This is a genomic window from Psychroserpens sp. XS_ASV72, assembly GCF_041224425.1.
In the GTDB taxonomy this organism is placed as follows: domain Bacteria; phylum Bacteroidota; class Bacteroidia; order Flavobacteriales; family Flavobacteriaceae; genus Psychroserpens.
In genome coordinates, this window is sequence record NZ_JBGFGL010000080.1 from 102,898 (window position 1) to 125,720 (window position 22,823).

General features: G+C 35.5%; 24 protein-coding genes. 2 read left to right on the top strand and 22 right to left on the bottom strand.

The genetic code is table 11. The features are described from left to right. Window positions 1-6 precede the first annotated feature (6 nt). The 19 genes from AB9K26_RS11380 to AB9K26_RS11470 form a co-directional block, all read right to left on the bottom strand. Window positions 7-1,236: a murein hydrolase activator EnvC gene (locus tag AB9K26_RS11380; protein ID WP_369972681.1), complete on the bottom strand. Its 1,230-nt coding sequence runs from the start codon at window positions 1,234-1,236 to the stop codon at window positions 7-9. Next, on the bottom strand, window positions 1,223-2,005 hold the full coding sequence (locus AB9K26_RS11385) for a DUF4292 domain-containing protein (RefSeq protein WP_369972682.1): 783 nt from the start codon (window positions 2,003-2,005) through the stop codon (window positions 1,223-1,225). Before AB9K26_RS11385 ends, AB9K26_RS11380 begins: the two co-directional genes overlap by 14 nt. A gap of 4 nt (window positions 2,006-2,009) precedes the next feature. Continuing rightward, window positions 2,010-3,371, bottom strand: coding sequence for a tetratricopeptide repeat protein (locus AB9K26_RS11390; protein ID WP_369972683.1), 1,362 nt, complete (start codon window positions 3,369-3,371; stop codon window positions 2,010-2,012). A 52-nt stretch (window positions 3,372-3,423) separates the two neighbouring features. Next, complete coding sequence (locus AB9K26_RS11395; RefSeq protein WP_369972684.1) at window positions 3,424-4,443, bottom strand: sugar phosphate nucleotidyltransferase; 1,020 nt, start codon at window positions 4,441-4,443, stop codon at window positions 3,424-3,426. A gap of 21 nt (window positions 4,444-4,464) precedes the next feature. Continuing rightward, window positions 4,465-4,899, bottom strand: a complete 435-nt coding sequence (dut, locus tag AB9K26_RS11400) for a dUTP diphosphatase (protein WP_369972685.1) — start codon at window positions 4,897-4,899, stop codon at window positions 4,465-4,467. Between the two features lie 22 nt (window positions 4,900-4,921). Continuing rightward, entirely contained in the window at window positions 4,922-6,349 is a 1,428-nt protein-coding gene (locus AB9K26_RS11405; protein WP_369972686.1) for an oligosaccharide flippase family protein, read from the bottom strand. Between the two features lie 57 nt (window positions 6,350-6,406). Then, on the bottom strand, window positions 6,407-6,916 hold the full coding sequence (locus tag AB9K26_RS11410; protein ID WP_369972687.1) for a hypothetical protein: 510 nt from the start codon (window positions 6,914-6,916) through the stop codon (window positions 6,407-6,409). Between the two features lie 106 nt (window positions 6,917-7,022). Beyond that, window positions 7,023-7,883 (bottom strand): ATP synthase F1 subunit gamma, encoded by an 861-nt coding sequence (gene atpG / locus AB9K26_RS11415; RefSeq protein ID WP_369972688.1) that lies wholly within the window; start codon window positions 7,881-7,883, stop codon window positions 7,023-7,025. 54 nt (window positions 7,884-7,937) lie between these two features. Beyond that, a complete protein-coding gene (gene atpA / locus AB9K26_RS11420) occupies window positions 7,938-9,518 on the bottom strand; it encodes a F0F1 ATP synthase subunit alpha (protein ID WP_369972689.1) in 1,581 nt (526 codons plus the stop codon). A 47-nt stretch (window positions 9,519-9,565) separates the two neighbouring features. After that, complete coding sequence (gene atpH, locus AB9K26_RS11425) at window positions 9,566-10,096, bottom strand: ATP synthase F1 subunit delta (RefSeq protein ID WP_369972690.1); 531 nt, start codon at window positions 10,094-10,096, stop codon at window positions 9,566-9,568. A gap of 6 nt (window positions 10,097-10,102) precedes the next feature. After that, window positions 10,103-10,603 (bottom strand): F0F1 ATP synthase subunit B, encoded by a 501-nt coding sequence (locus tag AB9K26_RS11430; protein WP_369972691.1) that lies wholly within the window; start codon window positions 10,601-10,603, stop codon window positions 10,103-10,105. An 88-nt stretch (window positions 10,604-10,691) separates the two neighbouring features. Next, entirely contained in the window at window positions 10,692-10,883 is a 192-nt protein-coding gene (gene atpE / locus AB9K26_RS11435) for an ATP synthase F0 subunit C (protein WP_033959615.1), read from the bottom strand. Between the two features lie 40 nt (window positions 10,884-10,923). Continuing rightward, a complete protein-coding gene (gene atpB, locus AB9K26_RS11440; RefSeq protein ID WP_369972692.1) occupies window positions 10,924-12,048 on the bottom strand; it encodes a F0F1 ATP synthase subunit A in 1,125 nt (374 codons plus the stop codon). Window positions 12,049-12,166: 118 nt separating this feature from the next. Continuing rightward, entirely contained in the window at window positions 12,167-12,553 is a 387-nt protein-coding gene (locus AB9K26_RS11445) for a DUF6168 family protein (protein ID WP_369972693.1), read from the bottom strand. Then, window positions 12,550-12,816 carry an AtpZ/AtpI family protein gene (locus tag AB9K26_RS11450; RefSeq protein WP_369972694.1) on the bottom strand — a complete coding sequence of 89 codons (267 nt, stop codon included), beginning with the start codon at window positions 12,814-12,816 and terminating at the stop codon, window positions 12,550-12,552. The genes AB9K26_RS11445 and AB9K26_RS11450 overlap by 4 nt, the downstream gene beginning before the upstream one ends. Then, window positions 12,740-13,165 (bottom strand): polymer-forming cytoskeletal protein, encoded by a 426-nt coding sequence (locus tag AB9K26_RS11455; RefSeq protein ID WP_369972695.1) that lies wholly within the window; start codon window positions 13,163-13,165, stop codon window positions 12,740-12,742. Before AB9K26_RS11455 ends, AB9K26_RS11450 begins: the two co-directional genes overlap by 77 nt. A gap of 40 nt (window positions 13,166-13,205) precedes the next feature. After that, a complete protein-coding gene (locus AB9K26_RS11460; RefSeq protein WP_369972696.1) occupies window positions 13,206-15,752 on the bottom strand; it encodes a hypothetical protein in 2,547 nt (848 codons plus the stop codon). A gap of 122 nt (window positions 15,753-15,874) precedes the next feature. Further along, entirely contained in the window at window positions 15,875-16,582 is a 708-nt protein-coding gene (locus AB9K26_RS11465; RefSeq protein WP_369972697.1) for an ABC transporter ATP-binding protein, read from the bottom strand. Between the two features lie 16 nt (window positions 16,583-16,598). Continuing rightward, window positions 16,599-18,074, bottom strand: a complete 1,476-nt coding sequence (locus tag AB9K26_RS11470; protein ID WP_369972698.1) for a DUF5687 family protein — start codon at window positions 18,072-18,074, stop codon at window positions 16,599-16,601. Between the two features lie 100 nt (window positions 18,075-18,174). Here AB9K26_RS11470 and AB9K26_RS11475 point away from each other — a divergent pair, with 100 nt between their 5' ends. Beyond that, the gene (locus AB9K26_RS11475) at window positions 18,175-19,227 is read left to right on the top strand and encodes a 2Fe-2S iron-sulfur cluster-binding protein (RefSeq protein ID WP_369972699.1); all 1,053 of its coding nucleotides are present in this window, start codon (window positions 18,175-18,177) and stop codon (window positions 19,225-19,227) included. A 179-nt stretch (window positions 19,228-19,406) separates the two neighbouring features. Here AB9K26_RS11475 and AB9K26_RS11480 read toward each other — a convergent pair whose 3' ends face one another. Both AB9K26_RS11480 and AB9K26_RS11485 read right to left on the bottom strand, forming a co-directional pair. Further along, window positions 19,407-20,450 carry a glycosyltransferase family 9 protein gene (locus AB9K26_RS11480; RefSeq protein WP_369972700.1) on the bottom strand — a complete coding sequence of 348 codons (1,044 nt, stop codon included), beginning with the start codon at window positions 20,448-20,450 and terminating at the stop codon, window positions 19,407-19,409. Between the two features lie 104 nt (window positions 20,451-20,554). Then, window positions 20,555-21,163 carry a DUF4254 domain-containing protein gene (locus tag AB9K26_RS11485; RefSeq protein WP_369972701.1) on the bottom strand — a complete coding sequence of 203 codons (609 nt, stop codon included), beginning with the start codon at window positions 21,161-21,163 and terminating at the stop codon, window positions 20,555-20,557. Between the two features lie 70 nt (window positions 21,164-21,233). Between AB9K26_RS11485 and upp the strand changes: the two genes are divergently transcribed. Further along, window positions 21,234-21,893: a uracil phosphoribosyltransferase gene (gene upp, locus AB9K26_RS11490; protein WP_369972702.1), complete on the top strand. Its 660-nt coding sequence runs from the start codon at window positions 21,234-21,236 to the stop codon at window positions 21,891-21,893. Here upp and AB9K26_RS11495 read toward each other — a convergent pair. Next, window positions 21,882-22,808: a DUF6427 family protein gene (locus AB9K26_RS11495; protein ID WP_369972703.1), complete on the bottom strand. Its 927-nt coding sequence runs from the start codon at window positions 22,806-22,808 to the stop codon at window positions 21,882-21,884. The two genes, upp and AB9K26_RS11495, sit on opposite strands and share 12 nt — an antisense overlap. Window positions 22,809-22,823: the final 15 nt, after the last annotated feature.

Genomic DNA, 22,823 nt, shown 5'->3' on the forward strand with positions numbered 1-22,823 from the left:
CAAATCTTACATTTGATACAGCCAGCTTGCTGGATTTTGGGTTTGGGAGTCCTTATAAACACCAAAGCCTAGCATTGTTTCTCCAGTTGAATTGTTGGTAAACACTTCACCTATTACATCTTTGGTCTTGACCTTGTCACCCTTTTTTACATAGATCTTGGCCATATTCTTATAAACTGTTATGTAGTTACCATGTCGAATCATGACTACTGGATTTGCATTTGGAATGACTAATATTTGTGATACTTCTCCATCAAAAACAGCTCGTACCTGAGTGCCTCTTTCTGTCGCAATTTTAACCCCTTGACTATTGATTGTTACAGTTCTGTCAATAGGAGAAGGTTGTTTCCCATATTTAACTTTGACGATGCCCTTTTCAACAGGCCATGGTAATTTCCCTTTATTAGATTCAAAATTCTTTGCTAAGGCTTTCGCTTCAGGTGTCAATACAAATTTACTTGTAGCGGTTGTGTTCTTACCTGCCTTTTTGTTTGAAGCCGCAATAGCTTCACGAATCAAACGTTCAATCTCGCGATCGATACGGTCAATTTCTTGTTGTTTTTGTTTCGCTTGTGAGGCATAGGTCTTCATGTTTTTTCTAATGGAAGCCATCAACACCTCTTGCTCTTCAAGTTCTTGTTCCAGTTGTTTTTTTACAATTCTGTTTTCTTCAACTAATTTGTCTTTGTCTTTCTTTTGACGAAGTAAATCTGTGTTAAGTTCTTGAAGCTTTAATGTTTTTGCCTTTATCAATTCACCTTGTTCCTTTTGGTAATTATTGTATTGCTTCATGTACTGAAGTCGTTTGTAAGCTTGCTTAAAATTGTCGGAAGATAGCAAAAACATGACACGACTTTGTTCAGACTTGCTTTTGTAAGACTTTACAATCATGTCTGCATAATTTTGTTTTAACTCTTTCAATTGGTCTCTTAAGCTAGAGATTTCATTTTGATTGGCGTTGATTTCGCGTGTCAATAAATTGGCTTGATCGTTGGTTATTCTGATAAGGTTTCTCCTAACATTTATTTTGGTATTCAAATCCTCAACCAATGACACCAATGATTTTTCCTTTTTTCTATCGGAAAATAACAACGCGTTAATCTGCTTTAATTCCTTTTGATACTGCTGACGTTTAGCCTCAAGTGCTTTCTGCTTGTCACTTTGTGCAAAACCAAAAGCAGTACAAAAAAGAAAAACTATAACAACTAATGAATATGTTGGTTTATGGTGTGTCATCTAATACAATTTCTTTAAATCCGGAAGGAATTTTAAATGGGAAACGAACATCTTGGTTCAACGAAACAGATTTGTACTCCATAGCTATAATGACCTCTTCATTATTCTCAACAGCAATAATTTTAATGTCTTTAGGTAAAATTTGTTTCTCAACATCCTGATAAGCTAAATAATCAACCTGAAGAAACCTTTTTTTAAGTGGCTGCATCAATTGTTGAGAGTCCATTTTGAAATGAGAAGGATTCATGAGCAGAAACAATTCCAAGAGAGCAGATTGTTCTTCAGGTTGTAAAACATACGAGTTTTCTGAAGTAGAAGCCACATATTTTCCATCTTTCAAATCAAACATAGCTTCACCCAAAAGTAGACTCTGTACTTTCTCATAATTCAGTTCAACACCTAATAAATTACTTAAAAGCTTATAGTCACCTTTAAAAAACTGATTGTTTATTTTATCATAAAAGCTCACCTCTTTAGGTGTGATCATGGCTCTTGCCAAACCTAAAGTAGCACTGATCCAGATGGTTTTATCTTTCTCCATTCTCAAGTTAACCGTGTACCCTTGTTCTTCAAGATCTTGAGTGTAATCAATTTTTACTCGAGCTTGTAGTGTTTTGAACTTGGCTTGCTTTTTGGAATTTTCACGAATCAGTTGTTTAGCAGAAATGTCTTTATTGATTTCTCCTGAATTCAAGACCGCTTTTCCAGATTTACAAGACACCAGAAAAACGATGAACACAAAATAGACAACTATTTTAAATTCTTTCATAACATTATTGCTCTTTAGACAATGCTTCTGCCTTTTTAGCAAACGCTTCAGACTTCGTAATATTATTCGTTAACTCATAAGCCTTGCTCAATTGGATGTAAAAATCTGAAAGCATAGCCTTATCGTCAATTACAAAATCCATACCCATCTCAAGGCTTTCAATTGCTTTCTTAGGTTGGTTGAGTTTGGTGTTGGCGACACCATTAACTAAATACAAAATGGCTTGCGCTGGATACAACTCTAGCGTTTCATTACTAAGCTTTACAACTTCATCATCCTTATTTAAATCTAAACGCAATAAGAGAACATCTTTGATGGTGTTAAAATCATTTGGGTTGACTTCTAAAATTTGTTCATAATATCCTAGAGCTTTTTCCTTGTCTCCAACTTTCAGGTGGTATTGAGCAAGTTCATTTAGAGTTTTTTCTGATTTATTATCGTCAATCAAGGCGGTAATTTCGACCAGTTGAGGTTCGTATTCTGGATTTTTTGAAACAAAACTTACAAAATCATTTAGAACCTTGGCCTTTGCTTCAGGCTTTATAATGGGGCTTGTAAGCACTATTTTCATAGAGTTTAAAGCCTGATCGGTTTTTTTCTTCTCAAGATAAAATTTATATAATGCTAAATGTACTAATTGTGATTCTGGATTCGATTTAAGTAAGGACTTAGCTGCTTCAAAGGCTTTTTCAGTTTCTCCAGATTCGCTGTATCTATATATCAATCTGAGGTAGCTGTCTTCATCTTCAGGATTACTACTAACGCGTTCTTCAAGATTTTCAATACGCTCATCATCATCTCCTGTAATATCATAAATTCGGTTTCTCAAAAAATCACGCTCTTCGTTATAGCCAAATTCAGCATCAAGTTCATCAAGAATTTTTAATGCGCTCTTATATTTTTTTGCTTCCGTGTAAAGGTTTGCTAAGTCCTGCTTATAATCAGGATGGAATTTCACAAGCTCTTTAACGGTTTTCAAAGCATTGTCAACATCATTTTGTTGCATATACACATCGTAAAGTTCATCAAGAAACCATTCATTTTGAGGCGATTTTGATATTGCTTCTTTTAAGGCGTCTTCAGCTGCACCAAAATTTTTAAGCTTTTTGTAATTTTTACCAAGTTCAAAATATAGAACAGGGTCTGAGTCATCAATTTTAATACATTTCAACAATGCATCTATTGAACGTTGGTAGTTTTCAATACCTTTTTGCTTTAGGGCTTCAAAAAAATGTTCTTGGTAAGCATCTTCGTAATTTCCTAAATCATCATCTGGACGTTTATTGAAATCCACTTGTGCATAGATCGGTTGGGAAATCAAAAAGATTCCTAAACACAGACAAAGGATTTTAAATTTAGTCTTCATAAAAAGGCGTTTCAGCACAATGGCTAGTGAATTCAGAAGAGTTGGTCAATAACTATTCCAAAACCGAATAATCTCCTAAGCTAACGCTATTAAAGTTTCCGTCATAACTCACATGGTTACCAATCATGGCATTATCTAAGGTAGCATTTTTAATGGTTGTGTGTGTTTGAATTAAGCTATTTTTAACGCTTGAGTTTTCGATCACACAATTTTCTCCTATGCTAACGTTAGGACCTATAGTTGCATTGTTCAAAACCACATTTTCGGCAATGTAACAAGGCTCTATTATGGTAGAATTCGTATTTGAAACTGAAGACGAAATTAATTGCTCATCACCATCAGCCTTCAAAAAACTTAACATTTTTGCATTAGTTTCTAGAGTCACTTGTTTGTTTCCGCAATCCATCCATTCGTCAACCGTTCCTGTTTTAAACACTTTACCTTCGGCCATCATACGCTTAATACCATCATTGATCTGATATTCACCACCATTCATAATATTCTCATCAAGGATTTCTTTGAGTTTTTGCTTCAATACAGCGACATCCTTAAAATAATAAATTCCAATAACCGCTTGATCACTCACAAAATCCTTAGGCTTTTCAACCAACTCAATGATTTCATCTTGGTCGTTAAGCTTAACAACTCCATACGCTTCTGGATTTTTCACTTGTTTTGTCCAAATAACACTATCAGCTTCAGCATCTAAGTCAAATTTAGCTCGTATTAAGGTATCTGCATAAGCTATAACTGCTGGACCTGACAATGAAGGCTCAGCACACATAATAGCATGACCTGTTCCCAAAGGTTGATCTTGACGATAAATAGAAGGTTTCGCTCCAAGGCTAGCAGCCAAGCTTTTTAAGCTTTCAACCACATCGTCACCAAACCAGGCTGGATCTCCCAAAACAAATGCAATCTCGTCGATAGGTTGTTTTAAAACTTTAGCAATGTCTTTAACCAATCTATGAACTATGGGTTGTCCAGCTACAGGAATTAAAGGTTTTGGTACGGTTAAACTATGAGGTCTCAGTCGAGAACCTCGACCTGCCATTGGTACTATTATTTTCATAAATATATTTTAATTGGTCGTTTATTTTACTCCTGTACTTCCGAATCCTCCTTCACCTCTATCGGTTTGAGAAAGCTCCTCAACTTGAATCCATTCTGCACGTTCGTGTTTTGCTATGATAAGTTGCGCAATGCGTTCTCCATTTTGGATCGTAAAATCCTCGTTGGATAGATTGACCAGGATGACTCCTATTTCACCTCTATAATCAGCATCAATAGTTCCTGGTGCATTCAGAACTGTTATTCCCTTCTTGGCGGCCAAACCGCTACGAGGTCTCACTTGGGCTTCGTATCCAATTGGCAATTCAATAAAAAGACCTGTTCCAACAATACTTCTCTCCAAAGGTTTTAATGTTCTTGGCTCGGATAAATTAGCTCTTAAATCCATACCAGCAGACGCTTGAGTTTCGTAATGAGGTAAATCGTGGTTGGATGTATTAATGATTTTAATTTGCATTTTCTTTTGGTTGTAAGGTCAATTATCTTTTCAGAAAAAGTTGTAATTCTTTACGTTCCAATACTACGGTTAGAGCGATAAAGAACAACAAAAATACAGTTCCTAGTAAAATATTTCTATCGAATTGGTAATAAGTTATAAAACTTAATATTGTACTAACAATCAAGTATAATGAAATGCGTTTCACATTATAAGGTACAGGATAGAATTTTTTTCCTATTCCGAAAGACAAAAGCATCATCAATCCATATGCTAAAAGTGTGGCGTAAGCACTGGCCATAAATCCGATTTTTGGAATAAAGACAAGGTTGAAACCAACGGTTATCAAAGCGCCAACCAATGAAATGTACATCCCATATTTTGTGCGATCTGTCAATTTATACCATACTGAAAGATTATGGTAAATTCCCAAGCACAGGTTAGCCAACAGAACTATTGGAACGATATCTAAGGCTAAGAGGTAGGTTTCCTTTTTAATAAAAATTGGTCTAAGCAAATCGATATAAACGATCACGAACATTAATCCAAAAGCTCCTACTATTGTAAAGTACTTCAGTATTGTTGCATAGGTTTGCTTAGCATTAGTTTTGTCGGAATGATTGAAGAAAAATGGTTCGGCTCCCATACGAAAAGCCTGAATGAATAATGTCATGAAGACGGCCAATTTGTAGCAAGCGCTATAAGCTCCGTTGATAAACTCGCCTTCTATTTGCGGAAGCAGCCATTTGTCTAAATTTTCATTTATAACAAATGCCAATCCAGCCACCATTATTGGCCAACCATAAGACAACAGGTTTTTGAATATATGTAATTGAAAGCTCAACTTAGACTTAAAGAAATACGGCAATACCAATATAAGGACAATAGCACTTGCAATAAGATTCGCTACAAAGATATATTCTACTTTATTCGCTACTGAAAATACAGATTGTAGTGCTTCCGATCCGTAGACCGTAGAAAGGAATAATATGTTAAGAATAACAATAATAAGAACGTTGATTAGCTTAATTATAGCAAATTTGACAGGTTTTCCAGTTACTCGTAAATAAGCAAATGGAATAACCACTAAGGTGTCTATTAGCGTAATTCCTACTAGAAGTGAATAAAAATCTGCGTTAATATTTAAGGCTTCAGAAATTGGATCCCTAAACAAAAACAAAGCTACCCCAAACAACAATGTGCTAGCTATAATAGAAATCATAGCAGTTGACATGACAGTGTTCTTGTCTTTATTCTTACTGAAAAACCTAAAAAAAGAGGTTTCCATTCCATAGGTAAGAATCACATTAAAAAAAGCTGCTACAACGTAGAATTCGGTATTTTCTGAATAGCCTTCATTTGGTAATACATCCGTATGCAAACGTACAAGAAGAAAGTTAATCAGTCTAGGCAATACAATTGCTAAACCATAAATAAATGTGTCTTTGAAAAAGGTCTTTGCTAGGCTCAAAGGATGTGTTTTACACTGCTAAAAATACGTTTTTAGAAAACGTAAACCAAAGATATGTTATTGGCCGTTTTTAGGAGCACTCGGATAGTGTAATTGCTGTTTCATTACAATGTCAACAATTTTATAGTATAAGGTTCTATTACCTTTCTTATAACTTATCACACATGCATTATCTTCAATATCAAAGGGGATACTTTCAGCGAGTTGAGGTAGTGCGTTTTTAGATTCCTCTTTCATGTCGCTGCTCAATACCATGTTTTCTGATTGGTTCACGTATGTTTTAAATCGACCAATGTACATTGGGCTGTCACCTTCCACAAATTCAAGTTTAACCTTTTGTTTTCTGAAAAACATACTGTCTAAGGTTATACTACTCTTTTCAATAGGCACAAACACATCAATACCTGAGCCTCCTCCTTCAATACCTGCAACCCATTTTTGGGCATACACTTCTCCAAAAGCCATTGGAGGTTCTTTTTGAAGTTTTTGAGCTGAAGAACATTGAGAAAAACTAGCCATAAGAACAAGCATTGTTAATGTTAAAGCGATATGTTTTATAATTTTCATCTTGAAAGTGTCTTGATATAAATATACAATTTCAAAATTAATGCCATAAAAAAAACCCAACTTAAAAAGTTGGGTTTTATCTATACTGTAAGTCTTGAAAACAACACTAATTATTCAAAGCTTCTGCTCCTCCTACAATCTCAAGGATTTCATTAGTAATAGCAGCTTGACGTGCTTTGTTGTAAGTTAATTTCAACTGGTCTCTTAACTCTGTAGCATTATCTGTTGCCTTATGCATTGCAGTCATACGCGCTCCATGCTCACTGGCAAAACTATCTCTAACACTCTTATAAAGTTGTGTTTTTAAAGACTTCGGAATCAATTGTTCAACGATTTCAATTTTTGATGGTTCAAAAATATAATCCAAATTAACTGTCGAGTCGCCTTCCATTGGTGTGATTGGCAAGAACTGCTCAGTCATCACAATTTGAGTGGCAGCGTTCTTAAACTTGTTATAAACGATTTCAATCTTGTCAAATTCGCCTTCCACAAATTTATCCATCAACATTTGAGCAATATCAGCAACATTTTCAAACGTTAAATCATCAAAAACATCACTCTTATTTGCAATGACCTTATTGGTTTTCTTATAGGCGTCATTTGCTTTCTTACCAATTGCCAAATAAGACACTTCTTGATTGGCATAGGTTTCTGATGCAAGTCTATTGACTTCCTTAATAATATTGGAATTAAACGCTCCAGCCAAACCTCTGTTGGAAGTAATGGCTACTAAAAGCACCTTCTTGACTTCGCGTTGATCCGCAAATTTGCTCCCTGAATCTGCATCTAAAGTGGCACTTAAACTCTGTAAAAGTTCTGTCAATTTATCAGCATAAGGACGCATAGCAGTAATAGCATCTTGAGCTTTTTTCAATTTGGCAGCAGATACCATTTTCATGGCACTGGTAATCTGCATCGTTGATGAGACTGAAGATATTCTATTACGTATTTCTTTTAAGTTTGCCATATTATTAAAATATGAAAAGATCTTGCCTTCTTAAAGAAGGCAAGACGAATTTGATTATGCTCTATATTTCCCTGATAAGTCTTTAGCTACAGCGCTTAATGTATCTGTAACCTCATCAGTTAATTTCCCTGATTTTAAAGTATCTAACACATCTCTGTGTTTTGCATTCAAGAATTCGATGTAATCTCTTTCAAATTCTTTTACCTTCTCAACAGGAACGTCTCTTAATAAGTTTTTAGATCCAGCATAAATAATTGCAATTTGATCTTCAACTGTAAATGGATCGTTTTGTGCCTGCTTTAAGATTTCCACGTTTCGTTTACCTTTTTCGATAACATTCAACGTAGCCGCATCCAAATCAGAACCGAACTTTGCAAAGGCTTCCAATTCACGGAACTGAGCTTGATCCAGTTTTAATGTACCTGCAACTTTTTTCATGGATTTAATCTGTGCGTTACCACCAACACGTGATACAGAAATACCTACGTTAATTGCTGGACGTACACCAGAGTTAAATAAATCAGACTCCAAGAAAATCTGTCCGTCAGTAATCGAAATTACGTTTGTTGGGATATATGCAGAAACGTCACCAGCTTGGGTTTCAATAATTGGTAAAGCTGTTAATGAACCACCACCTTTTACCATTGGTTTTAAACTGTCTGGAAGGTCGTTCATTTCCTTAGCAATATTGTCATCATTGATCACTTTTGCTGAACGCTCCAATAATCTTGAGTGTAAGTAGAAAACGTCACCTGGATACGCCTCACGTCCTGGTGGACGACGTAATAATAAAGATACTTCACGATATGCTACCGCTTGCTTAGATAAATCATCATAGATAATCAAAGCTGGACGACCAGTATCTCTAAAATATTCTCCAATTGCAGCTCCTGCCATTGGTGCGTAAACTTGCATTGGAGCAGGATCAGAAGCATTTGCAGCAACGATCGTTGTATATGCTAATGCACCTTTTTCTTCCAATACTTTAGAAATGTTGGCAACTGTAGAGGCTTTTTGACCTACAGCAACATATATACAGTACACAGGCTCACCCGCATCGTAAAATTCTTTTTGATTCAAGATGGTATCGATACAAACTGTAGTTTTGCCCGTTTGACGGTCACCAATAACCAACTCACGTTGCCCTCTACCTACAGGAATCATTGCGTCAATAGACTTGATACCTGTTTGAAGTGGTTCAGTTACAGGCTCACGATAGATAACACCTGGCGCTTTACGCTCAAGAGGCATTTGATACGTATCACCAGAGATTGGTCCTTTACCATCGATTGGGTTTCCTAAAGTATCAACGACACGTCCAACAATACCTTCACCTACATTGATAGAGGCAATTTTGTTGGTTCTTTTTACTGTTGAGCCTTCCTTGATCTCTTTAGAAGGACCTAACAATACAATACCTACGTTGTCTTCTTCAAGGTTCAATACGATCCCTTCCAATCCGCCTTCGAATTCAACTAATTCTCCGTATTGTGCATTTGAAAGTCCGTAAGCACGTACAATACCATCACCAACAGTTAATACTGTTCCTACTTCGTCTAATGAAGCACCTGCTTCAAAACCTGAAAGTTGTTGTTTTAAGATTGCTGATATTTCAGCTGGTTTTACTTCTGCCATCTTTATTAGATATTAGATGTTAGCTAAATCTCTCTTAGCTAACACATTTAATTTAATGTAAATTCTCTTTTTAATGTGTTCAACTTGTTGGCAATACTCGCATTGTATTGAATATCTCCAACACGTAAAATGAAACCACCAATGATGCTTTCATCTACGATATTTTCTAACTCAACCGATTTGCTAGTCAATTCCTTGATCTTCGCCATAACCTTAACCTCCAAATCATCTGTCATTGGAACCGCTGTTGTAACCGTCGCTTTTTCCTTTCCGATGTAATCTTCATACAACACATTGAACTTTTGAGCCACATCGGCCGCAATATCAATTCTATTGTTTTCAACCAACACGTCAAACAATTTTGTTGTCAATGGATTGGTCTTAGGAAATACTTGAGCCAAAATATCTCGTTTTGTATCTTGCTTAGCAATAGCGTTTCTCAAGGCTGCATCTAATTCTGTGTTATCTGAAACTGTTTTGGCAATCAACTTCATATCATTGCTAACCGCTTCAGCAGATTTGTTGTCTACTGCCAAGGAAAGTACTGCTTTTGCATATCGTATTGCTGCTCTAGACATACGTTATTAGTTTAAAGTTGCTTCGCCTAACATTGACTCCACCAATTTGATTTGCTTGTCTTTGTTAGATAGTTCTTCGCGCACTACTTTTTCTGCAATGTCAATAGAAAGATTAGCCACTTGGGACTTCAATTCGGAAATCGCAGCTTTCTTTTCGGTTTCGATGGATGCTTGCGCTTGAGCGATAAGCTTATTGGCTTCAACCTTAGCTTCTTCTTTAGCGTCTTCAATCATTTTGTTTTTGATTTCACGCGCTTCCTTAAGCATGGTTTCACGCTCAGCTCTAGCTTCCTTCAATAACTTTTGGTTATCAGCTTGAAGGTTTTCCATCTCGCGTTTTGCCTTTTCAGCAGAATCTAAAGCGTTTTTAATGCCTTCCTCTCTATCGTTAACCGCATTTAAAATTGGTTTCCAAGCATATTTTCTTAATAAGAACAACAATGCCAAGAACAAAATGGTTTGCCAAAAAAACAAGCCTATTGAAAATTCTCCGATTAGCTTTTCCATAATTTATATAGTGTTATTTCTTTTTTAATTTTTAAATCAAGTCAACCTTGCAACCAACCGTTACAAGGTTAACTTAAATGGGTTTTGATTATACCGCAAATAATGCAGCAAATCCAATACCTTCAATTAAGGCTGCAGCAATAAGCATAGCTGTTTGGATTTTACCGTATGATTCTGGTTGACGAGCGATCGCTTCCATAGCTGAACCACCAATCTTACCAATACCAATACCAACACCAATCACAACTAAACCTGCACCTACCATTACTGGAATTTCCATAAAAAATATATTTAAAAATTAAACATTCAAATTTATATTATTACAAGTGCTGTACTTCACCCTCGTGTTCTTCAGCATGGTCATGAGTTTCCGCGGCAAAACCGAAATAAAGCGCAGAAAGCATCGTGAAAATATAGGCTTGTAATAAAGCAACTAACAATTCAATTAAAGAAATTGCAAACGCAAGTCCGAATGACAATGGACTTCCAACCCAACTTCTAAAAATAAACATCAATCCAATCAAACTCATCAATACAATGTGTCCCGCTTTAATATTAGCATACAAACGTATTAAAAGTGAAAACGGCTTGATAAACAATCCTAACACCTCAATTGGAATTAGAATAATGTATAATGGAATTTTAGCAATCCAAGGCATTGAACTTCCTAATGGATCGAAAATGTGCCTCCAATAATCTTTTGTTCCTGTAAAATTAGTAATGAAAAACGTAATCAATGCTAATGCAATGGTTACCGAAATACTGTTGGTTACGTTTACACCTAATGGTGTTAAACCTAACATATTGATAAACCAAATAAAGAAGAAAACCGTCAATAAATACGGCATGTATTTTTTATACTTGGTTTCTCCAATGTTCGGGATTGCGATATAATCTCTAATATAAAGTACGATAGGCTCAAAAAAGCGACCAACGCCTTTAGCAATTCCGCCATTGTTTTTATAAGATTTTGCCAAACCTTTAAATAAGAAGAACATTAAAAGCCCAACCAAAAAGATTACTACTACATTTTTTGTAATTGATAAATCCAGTGGTTTTGCGTTTGTTGCATGATGCTCTTCATCATAATTGATTGTGCCTTGAGCATCTGTTTTGTATATTTTTCCGTGATACAACTTGTAGTGATTCCCATCAACCTCTGCAAGTGTCTCTCCATGATGGAACTTTGACGAAGAAAATACCTTTAAACCATTGTCCCAAAGAATAACAGGAAGCGGGAACCCAACATGCACTTTTTCTCCTTCTTCATTTGTGTAAGATGTCAAAGCGAAATCATGAGTGTCTTGAAGGTGATGCTGTGTGTACTCTCTAACTTCCTTTTTCATTTTCTCCTTGTCTTCTTGTGTCCATTTTCCGGAACATGAAGAAAGTGTTATTAAAAACAGAAAAAATACAAACAGTCTAGCGTTAAAAATTTGTTGCATATCACTCAAAAATAATAGTGGCCTAAAAATCGCTGCAAAGGTAGGCTTTTATATGAAAAACAAAAACAATTTTCAGTTTTATTTAAAGTGCTATACGTGATGACTTAAAAAGTAAAGTTTACTGGAGTTTGTTTAACCATTTTGATAGGCTGTAGGTTTCGATTACCAAGCACAATATATATGGCACAAAAAAAGCAGCAAACTCTAATTTTGAAATCGTTCCATCAGCTTTGTAGGTTCCATAAAACAGTATAAAAAACAACACAAACTTAAGGACACTTCCAGCCAAAAATAAAAATCCCAATTGTTCCTTAAACTGGTCTTTCAATTTATATAAGGCCATAAATATGAAGATTGCCATAAGCGCATTAACGATGTAAGACAGAACAATCTTATTATCAAACAGAGGCTTCTCAAATTGGTTCAATAAAAGGAGATGTACTCCAAAAGTCACTGCCAATATAAGGCTGATTTTGATACAAAACTTAAATATAGCTGAATTCATTTGTGGATACGGTTAAGTTGTTTTACAACAACAAAAAGGGAAAGCGCGACACCTAAAAGAGTACAAAAAATAACATATAATTTTTCGTTGTCATTGTAAGTAGAATCTAGCCATTTACCAAGCATGACAAAAAGATAGATAATCACACCCATTTCGATGGCAATTCCTGATAGAATCGCAACGTTCTTAAGCGGATTGTCCTTTTTCTGGTTGTTGCCCTGTTGGTCTTTGGATTGTTGATTGTTGTCCTGTTCTTGAACCATTGTTCAGTTCTTTTAAAGCGCCTTTCATGACACAAGTTGCGTTAAAGGTTGCATCTATTTCAACAGCTAATTTACCAACTTCAGCTTCACCTTCAACATGAGCGCTTGACTTCAAGGAAAGTAGTCCTGAAATTAATAGTTTTCCTGAAAATTTACCTTCAACATCAGCATTGGTGCTTTTCAAAGTACCATTGATGATTCCGCTTTTGCCAATAACGACTTTTCCAGACGTTTTTATATTGCCTTGCAGAGTGCCTTCAATTCTAAAATCGCCATCGCTAATAATATCACCTGTAACGGTGGTTCCTTTTGCAATGGTATTTTGCTGTGAAATTGTTTCTGTTGCCATTTTTCCTGTTTTTTTATCTGAAGAAAACATAGTCTTTCTTTTATTGGGATGCTAGATATTCGTTCAAGTTTTTATGTCGCTGGACAATTTCATAATTAGGCGATGAGATGGCATAAAAATCACGAGTGATTTTATGTTTGGTTTCTTCTAATATTTCTGCAAATCCCGAGGCGCCTTCAGCACTTTTTAAACCATGTACAACCACAAAAATAGTATTAGGGTCGTAAATATCAACAGATGTTGTTAGGTCAAAATAGGTCGCCTTTGATACTGCGTCATCCAGTTTTTCAACAAAAGCTTTGATCTCTTCGTCTTGCCCTGATTCAAACGGATAGATCACGTTAAAGTGTTCGGCCTTGACATTGTCTACAAATGTTTTATTGGCTAGCACTGGAATGACCTCGCTCATTATTGTCTCAGCTCGTTTTCCTTCTTGTGAATTTGGATACGTTAAAGCAATGTAGTTAACCCCTTCCCTATAGGCTTCAAAACCATACAATCGCCCTCTTGCTGATGCTTTAAGAATTTCAAACTTAGGTACCATTGGATCACCTTCAAAGCGAGAGATGTTCGTTTCGGCTTCGTTAATAACCTCAGCGTATTCTTGATTATTGAATTTCGCATAAAGTGATTCGTAGATCGATTCCGGACTGTTTTCATCTTTTGCCAACTCAGACTCTGGATTCAGTAATATTTTTGCATAACGCGAGTCTGAATAGTTAGTGATGATGTCAGTCTTCATCTGTTCAGCCTTATTGTCTTCTCCAAGTTCAAGATATATCTTGTAAAGATTGTATTTAGAAGGCAATACCAAACGGTCCTCTGGTTGATTCATCAATAATTTTTCGAGCTTATCTTTAGCAAGTTCAAACTCACTGAACTTTTCTTTGTAGATGGCTCCTAACTGATAATAAGCATAATTACGTTGGCCAGCCAGACTGTCAATTACCTTTTGATCTGTTGGTATTTGTGATATATAAAACTCTGGGTCAAAAATCTCCTCTTCATTTGCTTCAGAGGCTAATGATTCAGATTGGTTGTTTTGAGCCTTATTTATCTGTTTGTTTGAAAGTCTCCAATTGTCTTTAAGTTCTCTGTCTCCCCAAATTTTAACAAATTCATTTTTACCAAAAGACAAAGTGGTCTGATTATAGAAATAGAACTCTTGTTTGCCTCCATTTTTATTCGGATTGCTTCTGGAATTCCCTACTTTATTACTTGTATTGGCAGTTGCTAAACCTGAATTAACACGTTCAGCGGCTTCTGCCTTTCTTTTTTCCTCTTCAGCCTTGGCTTTCAATTCGTTGGCGTATTCGGTAAATAGGGCTAATCGATCTTCATCTGACAAACTAACCAAATTAAGAATACTGTCATTAACCTGAGCAATGTCCTCGTAGTAAATAACATCATCTAAGTTTTCACGTTTCTTTTTGACAACACGATAAGGCTTAGAGTTTAATTTTAGGTTTGTCATTGTACTATCGTAATATGCGCCAGCGACCTTATAATTGGCCTCATCGAAATTCATATCGCCTAAAATTGAATAGTCGTAGGATCTCAATTGTTTGTCGCCTGTTTTTCTCAACGATTTGTTATAATAAACAACCGCAAGGGAATCAGACTTGTTGGCTCTGTGGAATTCTGCTATTCGATAGTAAATTTTATCTAAAAATGGACGGTTTTCGCGATTTTCTTCTAAATCTGTTAAATACTCTTCAAACTCTAATTTATTACCAGTTTCCAAGTCAAAATTAGCTGCTTTAGCCAAGTGTGCATTAACATAATAGGCTCTTGGAATCTTTCGATGCATGTCGATAATCTTATCAAAAACCATATTGGCGCTATCCTTCTGCCCGAACTCATTATAGAGTTGTCCGATAATAAAGTTATAACGACCCTTTTCTCTTTGTTTTTTTGTGTATTCAGCAGCTATTTTAAGTTGGGTAAGCGCACTGTCTTTAGCCTTTATATTGATGTAAGCCTGAGCCATCATCGCTGTGGCATCTGCTAGGTCTTGGTCTTCCAATTCCTCTTGTTCAAGCAGACGTTTTAAGTTTTTTAGAGCCAGTTCGTTGTTTTCGAGACGAATATTGGTTTTTTCCCTCCAAACCTTTGCTGTGTTGATTTTATCACTGGCTGGGTATTTATATAGAATGTAGTTAAAGGCTTCTATAGCAGGTATAAACCTTTGGTCGAAGTAACGGGCTTTACCAAGAAGTAAGTAGGCTTCATCAATTTGAGGGTTATACTCCTTACCCTTAATATTCATACCGTGTTTTTGAACCGCTTTGATCGCCTTTTCTTCAGCGCGTTCAAAATCTTGATTTCTGCTTTGTCCTGGAAGGAAAATGTCTTCTTCCAGCTGCATTCGCTCCACAGGAAGCAACTCCCAAAAATTATCTGTAGCAGCATTGTCAATAGTTTCACGTCCTTTTTCAAGGGCAATGTTCCCATTGTAAAGAATATTATATTTCGTTCCTAAAGCATGGAAATTTCTGTTGATAAACGTATTGTTCTTACGAGAACATCCCGTAAAAACCAAGGCCACCAAAACAACAGAAAGTATTATTTTATACGATGTATTCAACGTGCTTTTGTTTGTTATGTTATAACTTTAAACCACTACATTTATTATGCAGCGACGTAAAAATAAGCATCTTTTTGAATTATCGTCTAAAAATAGCCTGATTTTAGGTGTTTAACCAAGTGCTAAACGGTTTCAGAACCTGCAAAATGTGCTTCTAGTTCTTTTAAGGTTTCGGTACTGGTTTTTAAGTCTTTAACCACTTCCCCTTTTTCAAGAACGACAATACGTTCACATACATCTGTGACATGTAGTAAGTCGTGTGAGGAAATCAAGATGGTGACACCATTCTTTTCAGCTAAATCCTTAATGATTTTCTTTAATCGAATTTGTGTCGTTGGATCTAGATTTGCAAAAGGCTCATCTAATATGATAACTTCGGGATTGCCAATAAGCGCAGCAACAATACCAGCCTTTTTTTGATTACCTTTACTTAAGTCTCTAAGATATTTCTTTTGGTTTAAAATTTCGCCGTGAAAAAAATCTGAAAACTGAGCAACCAAGGCATCAACATCTGCTTTGTTTTGTCCACGAAGCTCTCCAATAAAGTAAAAGTATTCCTCAGCTGTTAGATATCCTATCAGAAAACTTTCGTCAATAAATGACGACGTAAAAGGCTTCCAATCTTCACTTTCGTGTACCAACACATCGTTGTTTTGAATGTGTCCAGTTGTTGGCTGTATCAAATCTAATAACAGACTAAAATAGGTGGTTTTCCCTGCTCCGTTATTTCCAACTAAGCCAAAACTTTGCCCTTTTGGTATTTCCAAACTTTCGATATTAAGTACGGTAATGTCGTTATATTTCTTAGATAAGTTTGATGTAGTTATCATGCGTTGTAAAATTTAATTAATTTCCTTTTTCAGCAAAGGCAGCAATAGTTTTATATTTTCCTTTTTGGTAAATGTTCTCAATTTTTTCGAATATGAAGTTCTTAAACATAATTCCCAAAACACCACTAAGTGCCACAGCAATGAGACCTGCTTCGTAGTTGATTAGTTTGTAGGGAATATAGAAAAGTATCATTGGAAGAAACAATTTAGGCAAAGCAATTAGCATTTGTGTTGGGTTGAATCCATTTGTATTGCTAAATGCTTTTGCTTTTACGTTGAGTTCAATAGGAACACGGTTTAGTGCACCTCCTAGCAAGGTAATAAAAGAATTTAGTCCAATATTAAACACAGCTCCTGCGGCAATCATCGCAAAAATTTTCCATCCAAAATATAGGTAAGGAATACTTAACACAAATGAAATGGCAACAGCCACCACCATTAAATACCATTTTGACTCCAGGTATTGTCTATATGGAATATTTTGACTCATCAACAATTTATAGTATTCACTATCCCAAGACGGAACCAATTGCCCAAAACTCATTAAAAAACCACCTGTTACAAACATAGAAGCGAATGCCAAAAAAGCTGGCATTTCTCGATACACATCTTGTGTGTAAAAAATCAATCCGTAGAACAAAAACAGAAACGACATCATCATGACCTGTTTTGGACGTGCATTTCTCCAAATTAATTTGATATCATTTTTCAAAAATGGCGCTACGCTTCCGAAGCGATCCATCCAAGATAAATCTGTTGCGTTGACTTCTTTGATTTTTTTAGAAACAGCGTCATCTAAATAGAATCCTTTTTTAATGTATTTAAAATTAACGTAATAAAGTCCGACCATTAACAACAATGGTAATACCACTAAATAAGGTTGGTTATATAAAGCATTAAAGAGTACTCCTATTGGTTTAGAGATGGCGTAAACACCATAGTATTCCAACCCAATGAGTGCAATCAACAAAGTGGCCATCACATAAAAAATCGTGTTGCTCTTATTGATTAAGAAATTCAAGTAGTTGACTGAAAGTATTAAAAACTTAATGGATAGCATCCAGCACAAAACATTCAGAATAGGATAGCCTTGAAACAGCAAGACTATTGTAAAAGGCAAAAACAGAAAAATTCCAATAAAATTAAAAAACGATAAGGTTGTTTTTCCCAACAAGTAGTGAATAACCGTATTGCGCTTTACTGGAATGGTCATCAACGGTTTGACATTCATCACTGGCAATTGTTGCATAAAAAATCGTATCACGATTTCGAATAAAAACCAATACACAATAAAGTTGTTGACGGTTACAATGGGATCGGTTTCTGGAACTGCTTTCTTTACGATGAAAAACAATCCAACTCCCATCATTATTGCTGCACCACCAAAATATATAGCGGCAAGTACAAGTAAAATCTTTATTGCTAAACCTTTCTGGAAATAGGAAGCTCTAAAAAATTGCTTCCACTCTAAACGAATAAATTGTTTTATCATGGTTAGTGTTTGATTTTATACGTTAGTACGAAATATCAGATTTTTGTTACAAAGAAAAGCAATTCAGTAATCGATTTCTTATTTTTGAAAAAAATCTACAATGGCAAATTTCCATCCACTAAAAGTACAAAAGATAGATCGTATTACAGAACAATCGGTAGCTATAACATTTGACGTCCCAGCGCACTTAAAAAACGACTTTAAGTTTAAAGCTGGACAATATATCACAATTAAAACTCAACTTAACGGAGAAGACATTAGGCGTGATTATTCCTTATGTGTTTCACCTAAAAGTGGCGAACTGAAAGTGGCTGTTAAAGCTGTTGAAAACGGAACATTTTCTACTCATGCGAACTCAAACCTTAAGGTTGGTGATGTTTTGGATGTTCATACACCAAATGGTCGTTTTGTTTTTGAGCCTAATGATTCCAAAACCAAACATATCGCTGCTTTTGCGGCAGGAAGTGGAATTACTCCGGTTTTAAGTATTATAAAATGTGCTTTGGAAGAAGAACAACAAAGTAATGTCGTGTTAGTTTATGGAAACAAAACCACTGATGACACTATGTTTTTGGATGAGCTTTTGAAACTACAACATGAATACAGTGATCGTTTTTCTATCCAATTTGTGTTTAGCCGTACAAAAGAAGATGATTCTATTTTTGGTCGAATAGAAAAAAGTACTGTAAACCTAGTTGTTAAGAACAAGTATAAGCATCTCGAAATAGACGCTTTTTATCTTTGTGGTCCTGAAGGTATGATCAATACTGTTAAAGATGTTCTTGAAGAACACGATGTAAATCCCGAGACCATTCATTATGAGCTTTTCAAGTCTTCTAAAGCTGAGCCGCTGACACAAGGTATTACATCGGGACATTCCAAATTAACGGTCCTTTTAGATGAGGAAACCACCACATTTGAAATGTCGCAAAAGCAAACCATTTTAGAAGCTGCCTTAGATCAAGATATCGATGCGCCATATTCTTGTCAAGGTGGTATATGTAGTACCTGTATTGCCCGTATCAAAGAAGGGGAAGCTAAAATGCGACAAAATAATATTCTTACCGATGGTGAATTAGCGGAAGGCTTGATTTTAACATGTCAAGCGCAACCTATAACCGATACAATAACAGTAGATTATGATGATGTGTAGCGAAAAACAAGAAACGTTTATCCGATAAAAATGCCTTTCAGCCCAATAATGAGTCGTTTTGTCGAATATTTAAAAGTTATTCTTACAAAGATTTGACCTAGCCATTTAATAAAAATACTTTAGCGAATGATTAGGACGCTATTTCATTAGGGATTATCTAACCGTTCTAAATCAGAGCCTTACTCTTTTGAGTGAGGCTTTTTTTTCAAAACAGTTTTAACTTTTGAAATGATGTCGTCTGGAGTAATGGTTTCAAACACTTGCTCGTAACCTTCGGGATAGGAATTCCCATAAACTGAGGTTGGGATTCTAGGAAATTTGTTTCGATCAGCCAAAACAGCATTATTGGGATCTTGGTGAAACGGATAAAAGCCAGCATAAGGATGTGTTACGCCCCAAATAGTTATCACCTCAACACCCAACATAGCTGCCAAGTGCGCATTTCCCGAATCCATAGATACCATCAAGTCTAAATTAGAAATGAGATCCAACTCTTCATTTAAATTAAGCTTCCCAGCAATGTTGATTACATTTTGATATTCATCCTCAAGATCTTGAAGTTGTGTTGCCTCTTGACCACTGGATCCAAACAAAACCACTGTTACTGATTTTGAGATGGCACGAATGACGTCCTCCATCTTTGAAAGCGGATAGGCTTTACCTTCAAAAGCAGCAAAAGGAGCAATCCCAATCATTGGTCTGGTAAGGCCTCCTAATACTTGATTTATCTTTTGATTCAGTTGGTAAGGCTTTGGAAATGTTGCTGAAGAAAGATCTATCGGAAAACCTAAGTTTTCAAAAACATCTGCATAGCGTTGGTGAGTAGATTTTAATGGTTCAAACTGATTTCCTTTAACCAGTGCTTTTTTTTCAGTTCTTCCTTTATCAATTTTTTTTGAAAATATGGAAAACAGGAAAACTCTCAATAGCTTACTTCGCAACACGTTGTGTAAATCAGCAATGGCTTCTATTTGTTTCTGCTTTAGTGTTTTTGACAAACGGTAAAGTCCGAAAACACCTTTGTGCTTTCCTTTGACATCTGCTTCAACAACATCGAGGTTGGAAATATCCCTAAATAATGGTTTAAAAAAAGGCTTTGTAAGAACGCTAAGCTTGATGTCAGGATATTGTTCGGTAAATGCTCGAAGCACAGGAACCGACATGGCAACATCTCCCATTGCAGAAAGCCTAATAACCAAGATATGTTGAATGGGTTTTGACATAATAGTAATCATGTCTATTTGCGCGTCTTCAAAACATCTTTGCAACAAGATGTTCTCTGGCTTCGCTTATGATTCTCAATAGTGTTCAGAATGACAAACAGAATTTATTTTTGCGAACGCAGAACTGGGTTCAATTCATCGTCATTGTACATCTTCATCTGTTTATACACTTTCATATATTTATCCCCTTTACTGATATCATCTAAAAGTGTGTCAATTGCAGTTGATAAGTCCACGCGCTGTTCTAAAAGTACATTTAGTTTTTTCTGACAAGCTTCTCTATGTATATCAGAAGCATCTTCACGAGTCGCTTCTTCATTCATGTGATAGATTTTTAAAGCTAAGATTGACAATCTGTCAATTCCCCATGCTGGACTTTCGGTGTTAATAGTTGCGTCAGCTTTTGGAGAGACATTCTTATATTTTTCTAGAAAGTAACTGTCAATATATTCTACCATATCTGTTCTGTCTTGGTTTGAAGCATCAATTTGACGTTTCAATTTTAGAGCAGCAACAGGATCTATATTCGGATCTCTAATGATGTCTTCATAATGCCATTGAACTGTATCAATCCAACATTTTCTATATAATAAATGCTCGATTAAATTTGTGTCTTTATCGTAAGGGTTTGTGAAAGGTTGGTCGACCGTATTGATTTCGTGATATTTTTCAATCACTTCCTTAAATATTTTATTCGCTTTTGCAGTAAACATATTCGTGATATTTAGAGTACAAATATAGAAGTAATTATTAACTTTAGCACTCTTAAAGTCACTACCAAAAATGCAAATCCACAATTTATCCAACACAAATTCTATCTTGAATTCCTTTATTGCCGAGATACGAGATGTAACCGTTCAAAAAGACCGTATGCGGTTCAGACGTAACATAGAACGTATTGGTGAGGTGTTAGGTTTTGAAATGAGCAAGACCTTGAATTATTCGGAACATATTGTTGAAACACCATTGGGCAGTAAAAAAACATCTGTTTACCAAAATGAAATTGTTCTTTGTTCTATACTGAGAGCTGGAGTTCCTCTGCATAATGGACTTTTAAATTATTTTGATGATGCTGAAAACGCATTTATTTCGGCCTATAGACATCATAAGCAAAACCCTGAGTCTTTCGAAATCATAGTAGAATATTTAGCGTGTCCAGACCTTGAGGGTAAAACTTTAGTGTTAGCAGATCCCATGTTGGCTACAGGACAATCTATGGTTGCTACATATGAAGCTTTAAAACCTTTTGGAACACCTAAAGAAATCCATCTCGTTAGTGTTATTGGAGCCCAAGCTGGTGTGGATTATGTTAAAAATCACTTTGGAAACAATTCACATTTGTGGATTGCCACTGTTGATAAAGAATTAAACGATAAGGGCTACATCGTTCCTGGTTTAGGTGACGCTGGTGATTTGGCTTTTGGAGATAAGCTACAACAGTAAAATTGCCAAAGGTGTCAATAAAAGAACCCAAAGCAAGGTTTCTTTAAACCATTTTTCGGATGTCACCTCAAAATAGTTTGTGATTATTATTGATAATGGCGCGAACATGAAAATAAACTCGCCTCCATTTTTGACTGGAGATAAGACGATTATCAACAAACCTATAATTACCGCAACGATAATTAAAGTATAGGATGGTCGTAAACTTTTTGTTTTAGATTTAAGGTTTTTCAAGTAATAAAACATAGACCATAATCCAAAAGAAAATATAAGTGTGGAGCCTATAATGATTCGCTTAGAGTTTAAAGGCGAAAAATCAAAACTAACCTGAATTAGTTCCATATTAAATACTTCAGTAAAATCTTGTTGTGTCAAAATAAGATATGACAAGACAATAATCATTACGGTTGCAAAACCCGTTATTGGAATGAGCCAATTTTTAATGTCTACTATCACATAAACGATAAGGGCTGCAATTATCAATGCAAAAAACAACAAGGTCCAAAAATGAAGGCAGGCAGCCAAGGTAATCCAGAACGAAGCATCAAATAATTTTTTCTTGACATCTTTTTTTGTGCGAACACTAATAATTCGCCTTATTGCAAACAGGACAAAAAGATTAGCCAAGAGGGTTTTTGAGTTTAAGATAGTCTCAGGCAAAATCGCGAAGAACAAGACAAAAAGCAGTATCCTGTAACTGTTTTTTTTGGTTAGGTTGTTTTTGTTTACTAAAAAATCAAACACAAAAACAGAAAACAGACAAACCCCAAACAAAACGATTTGTTTTGAGATAAAAAATAAACTTAAGTCTATTTCAAGATTGAAATGTTTGGTCAAAACAAAAACGGTTAGCAAAAGAAAACTGACCACTACAAAATTAATGGGCTTAGATTGACTGAAAAAATTTGAAATCATGGTAGTAAATAAAAC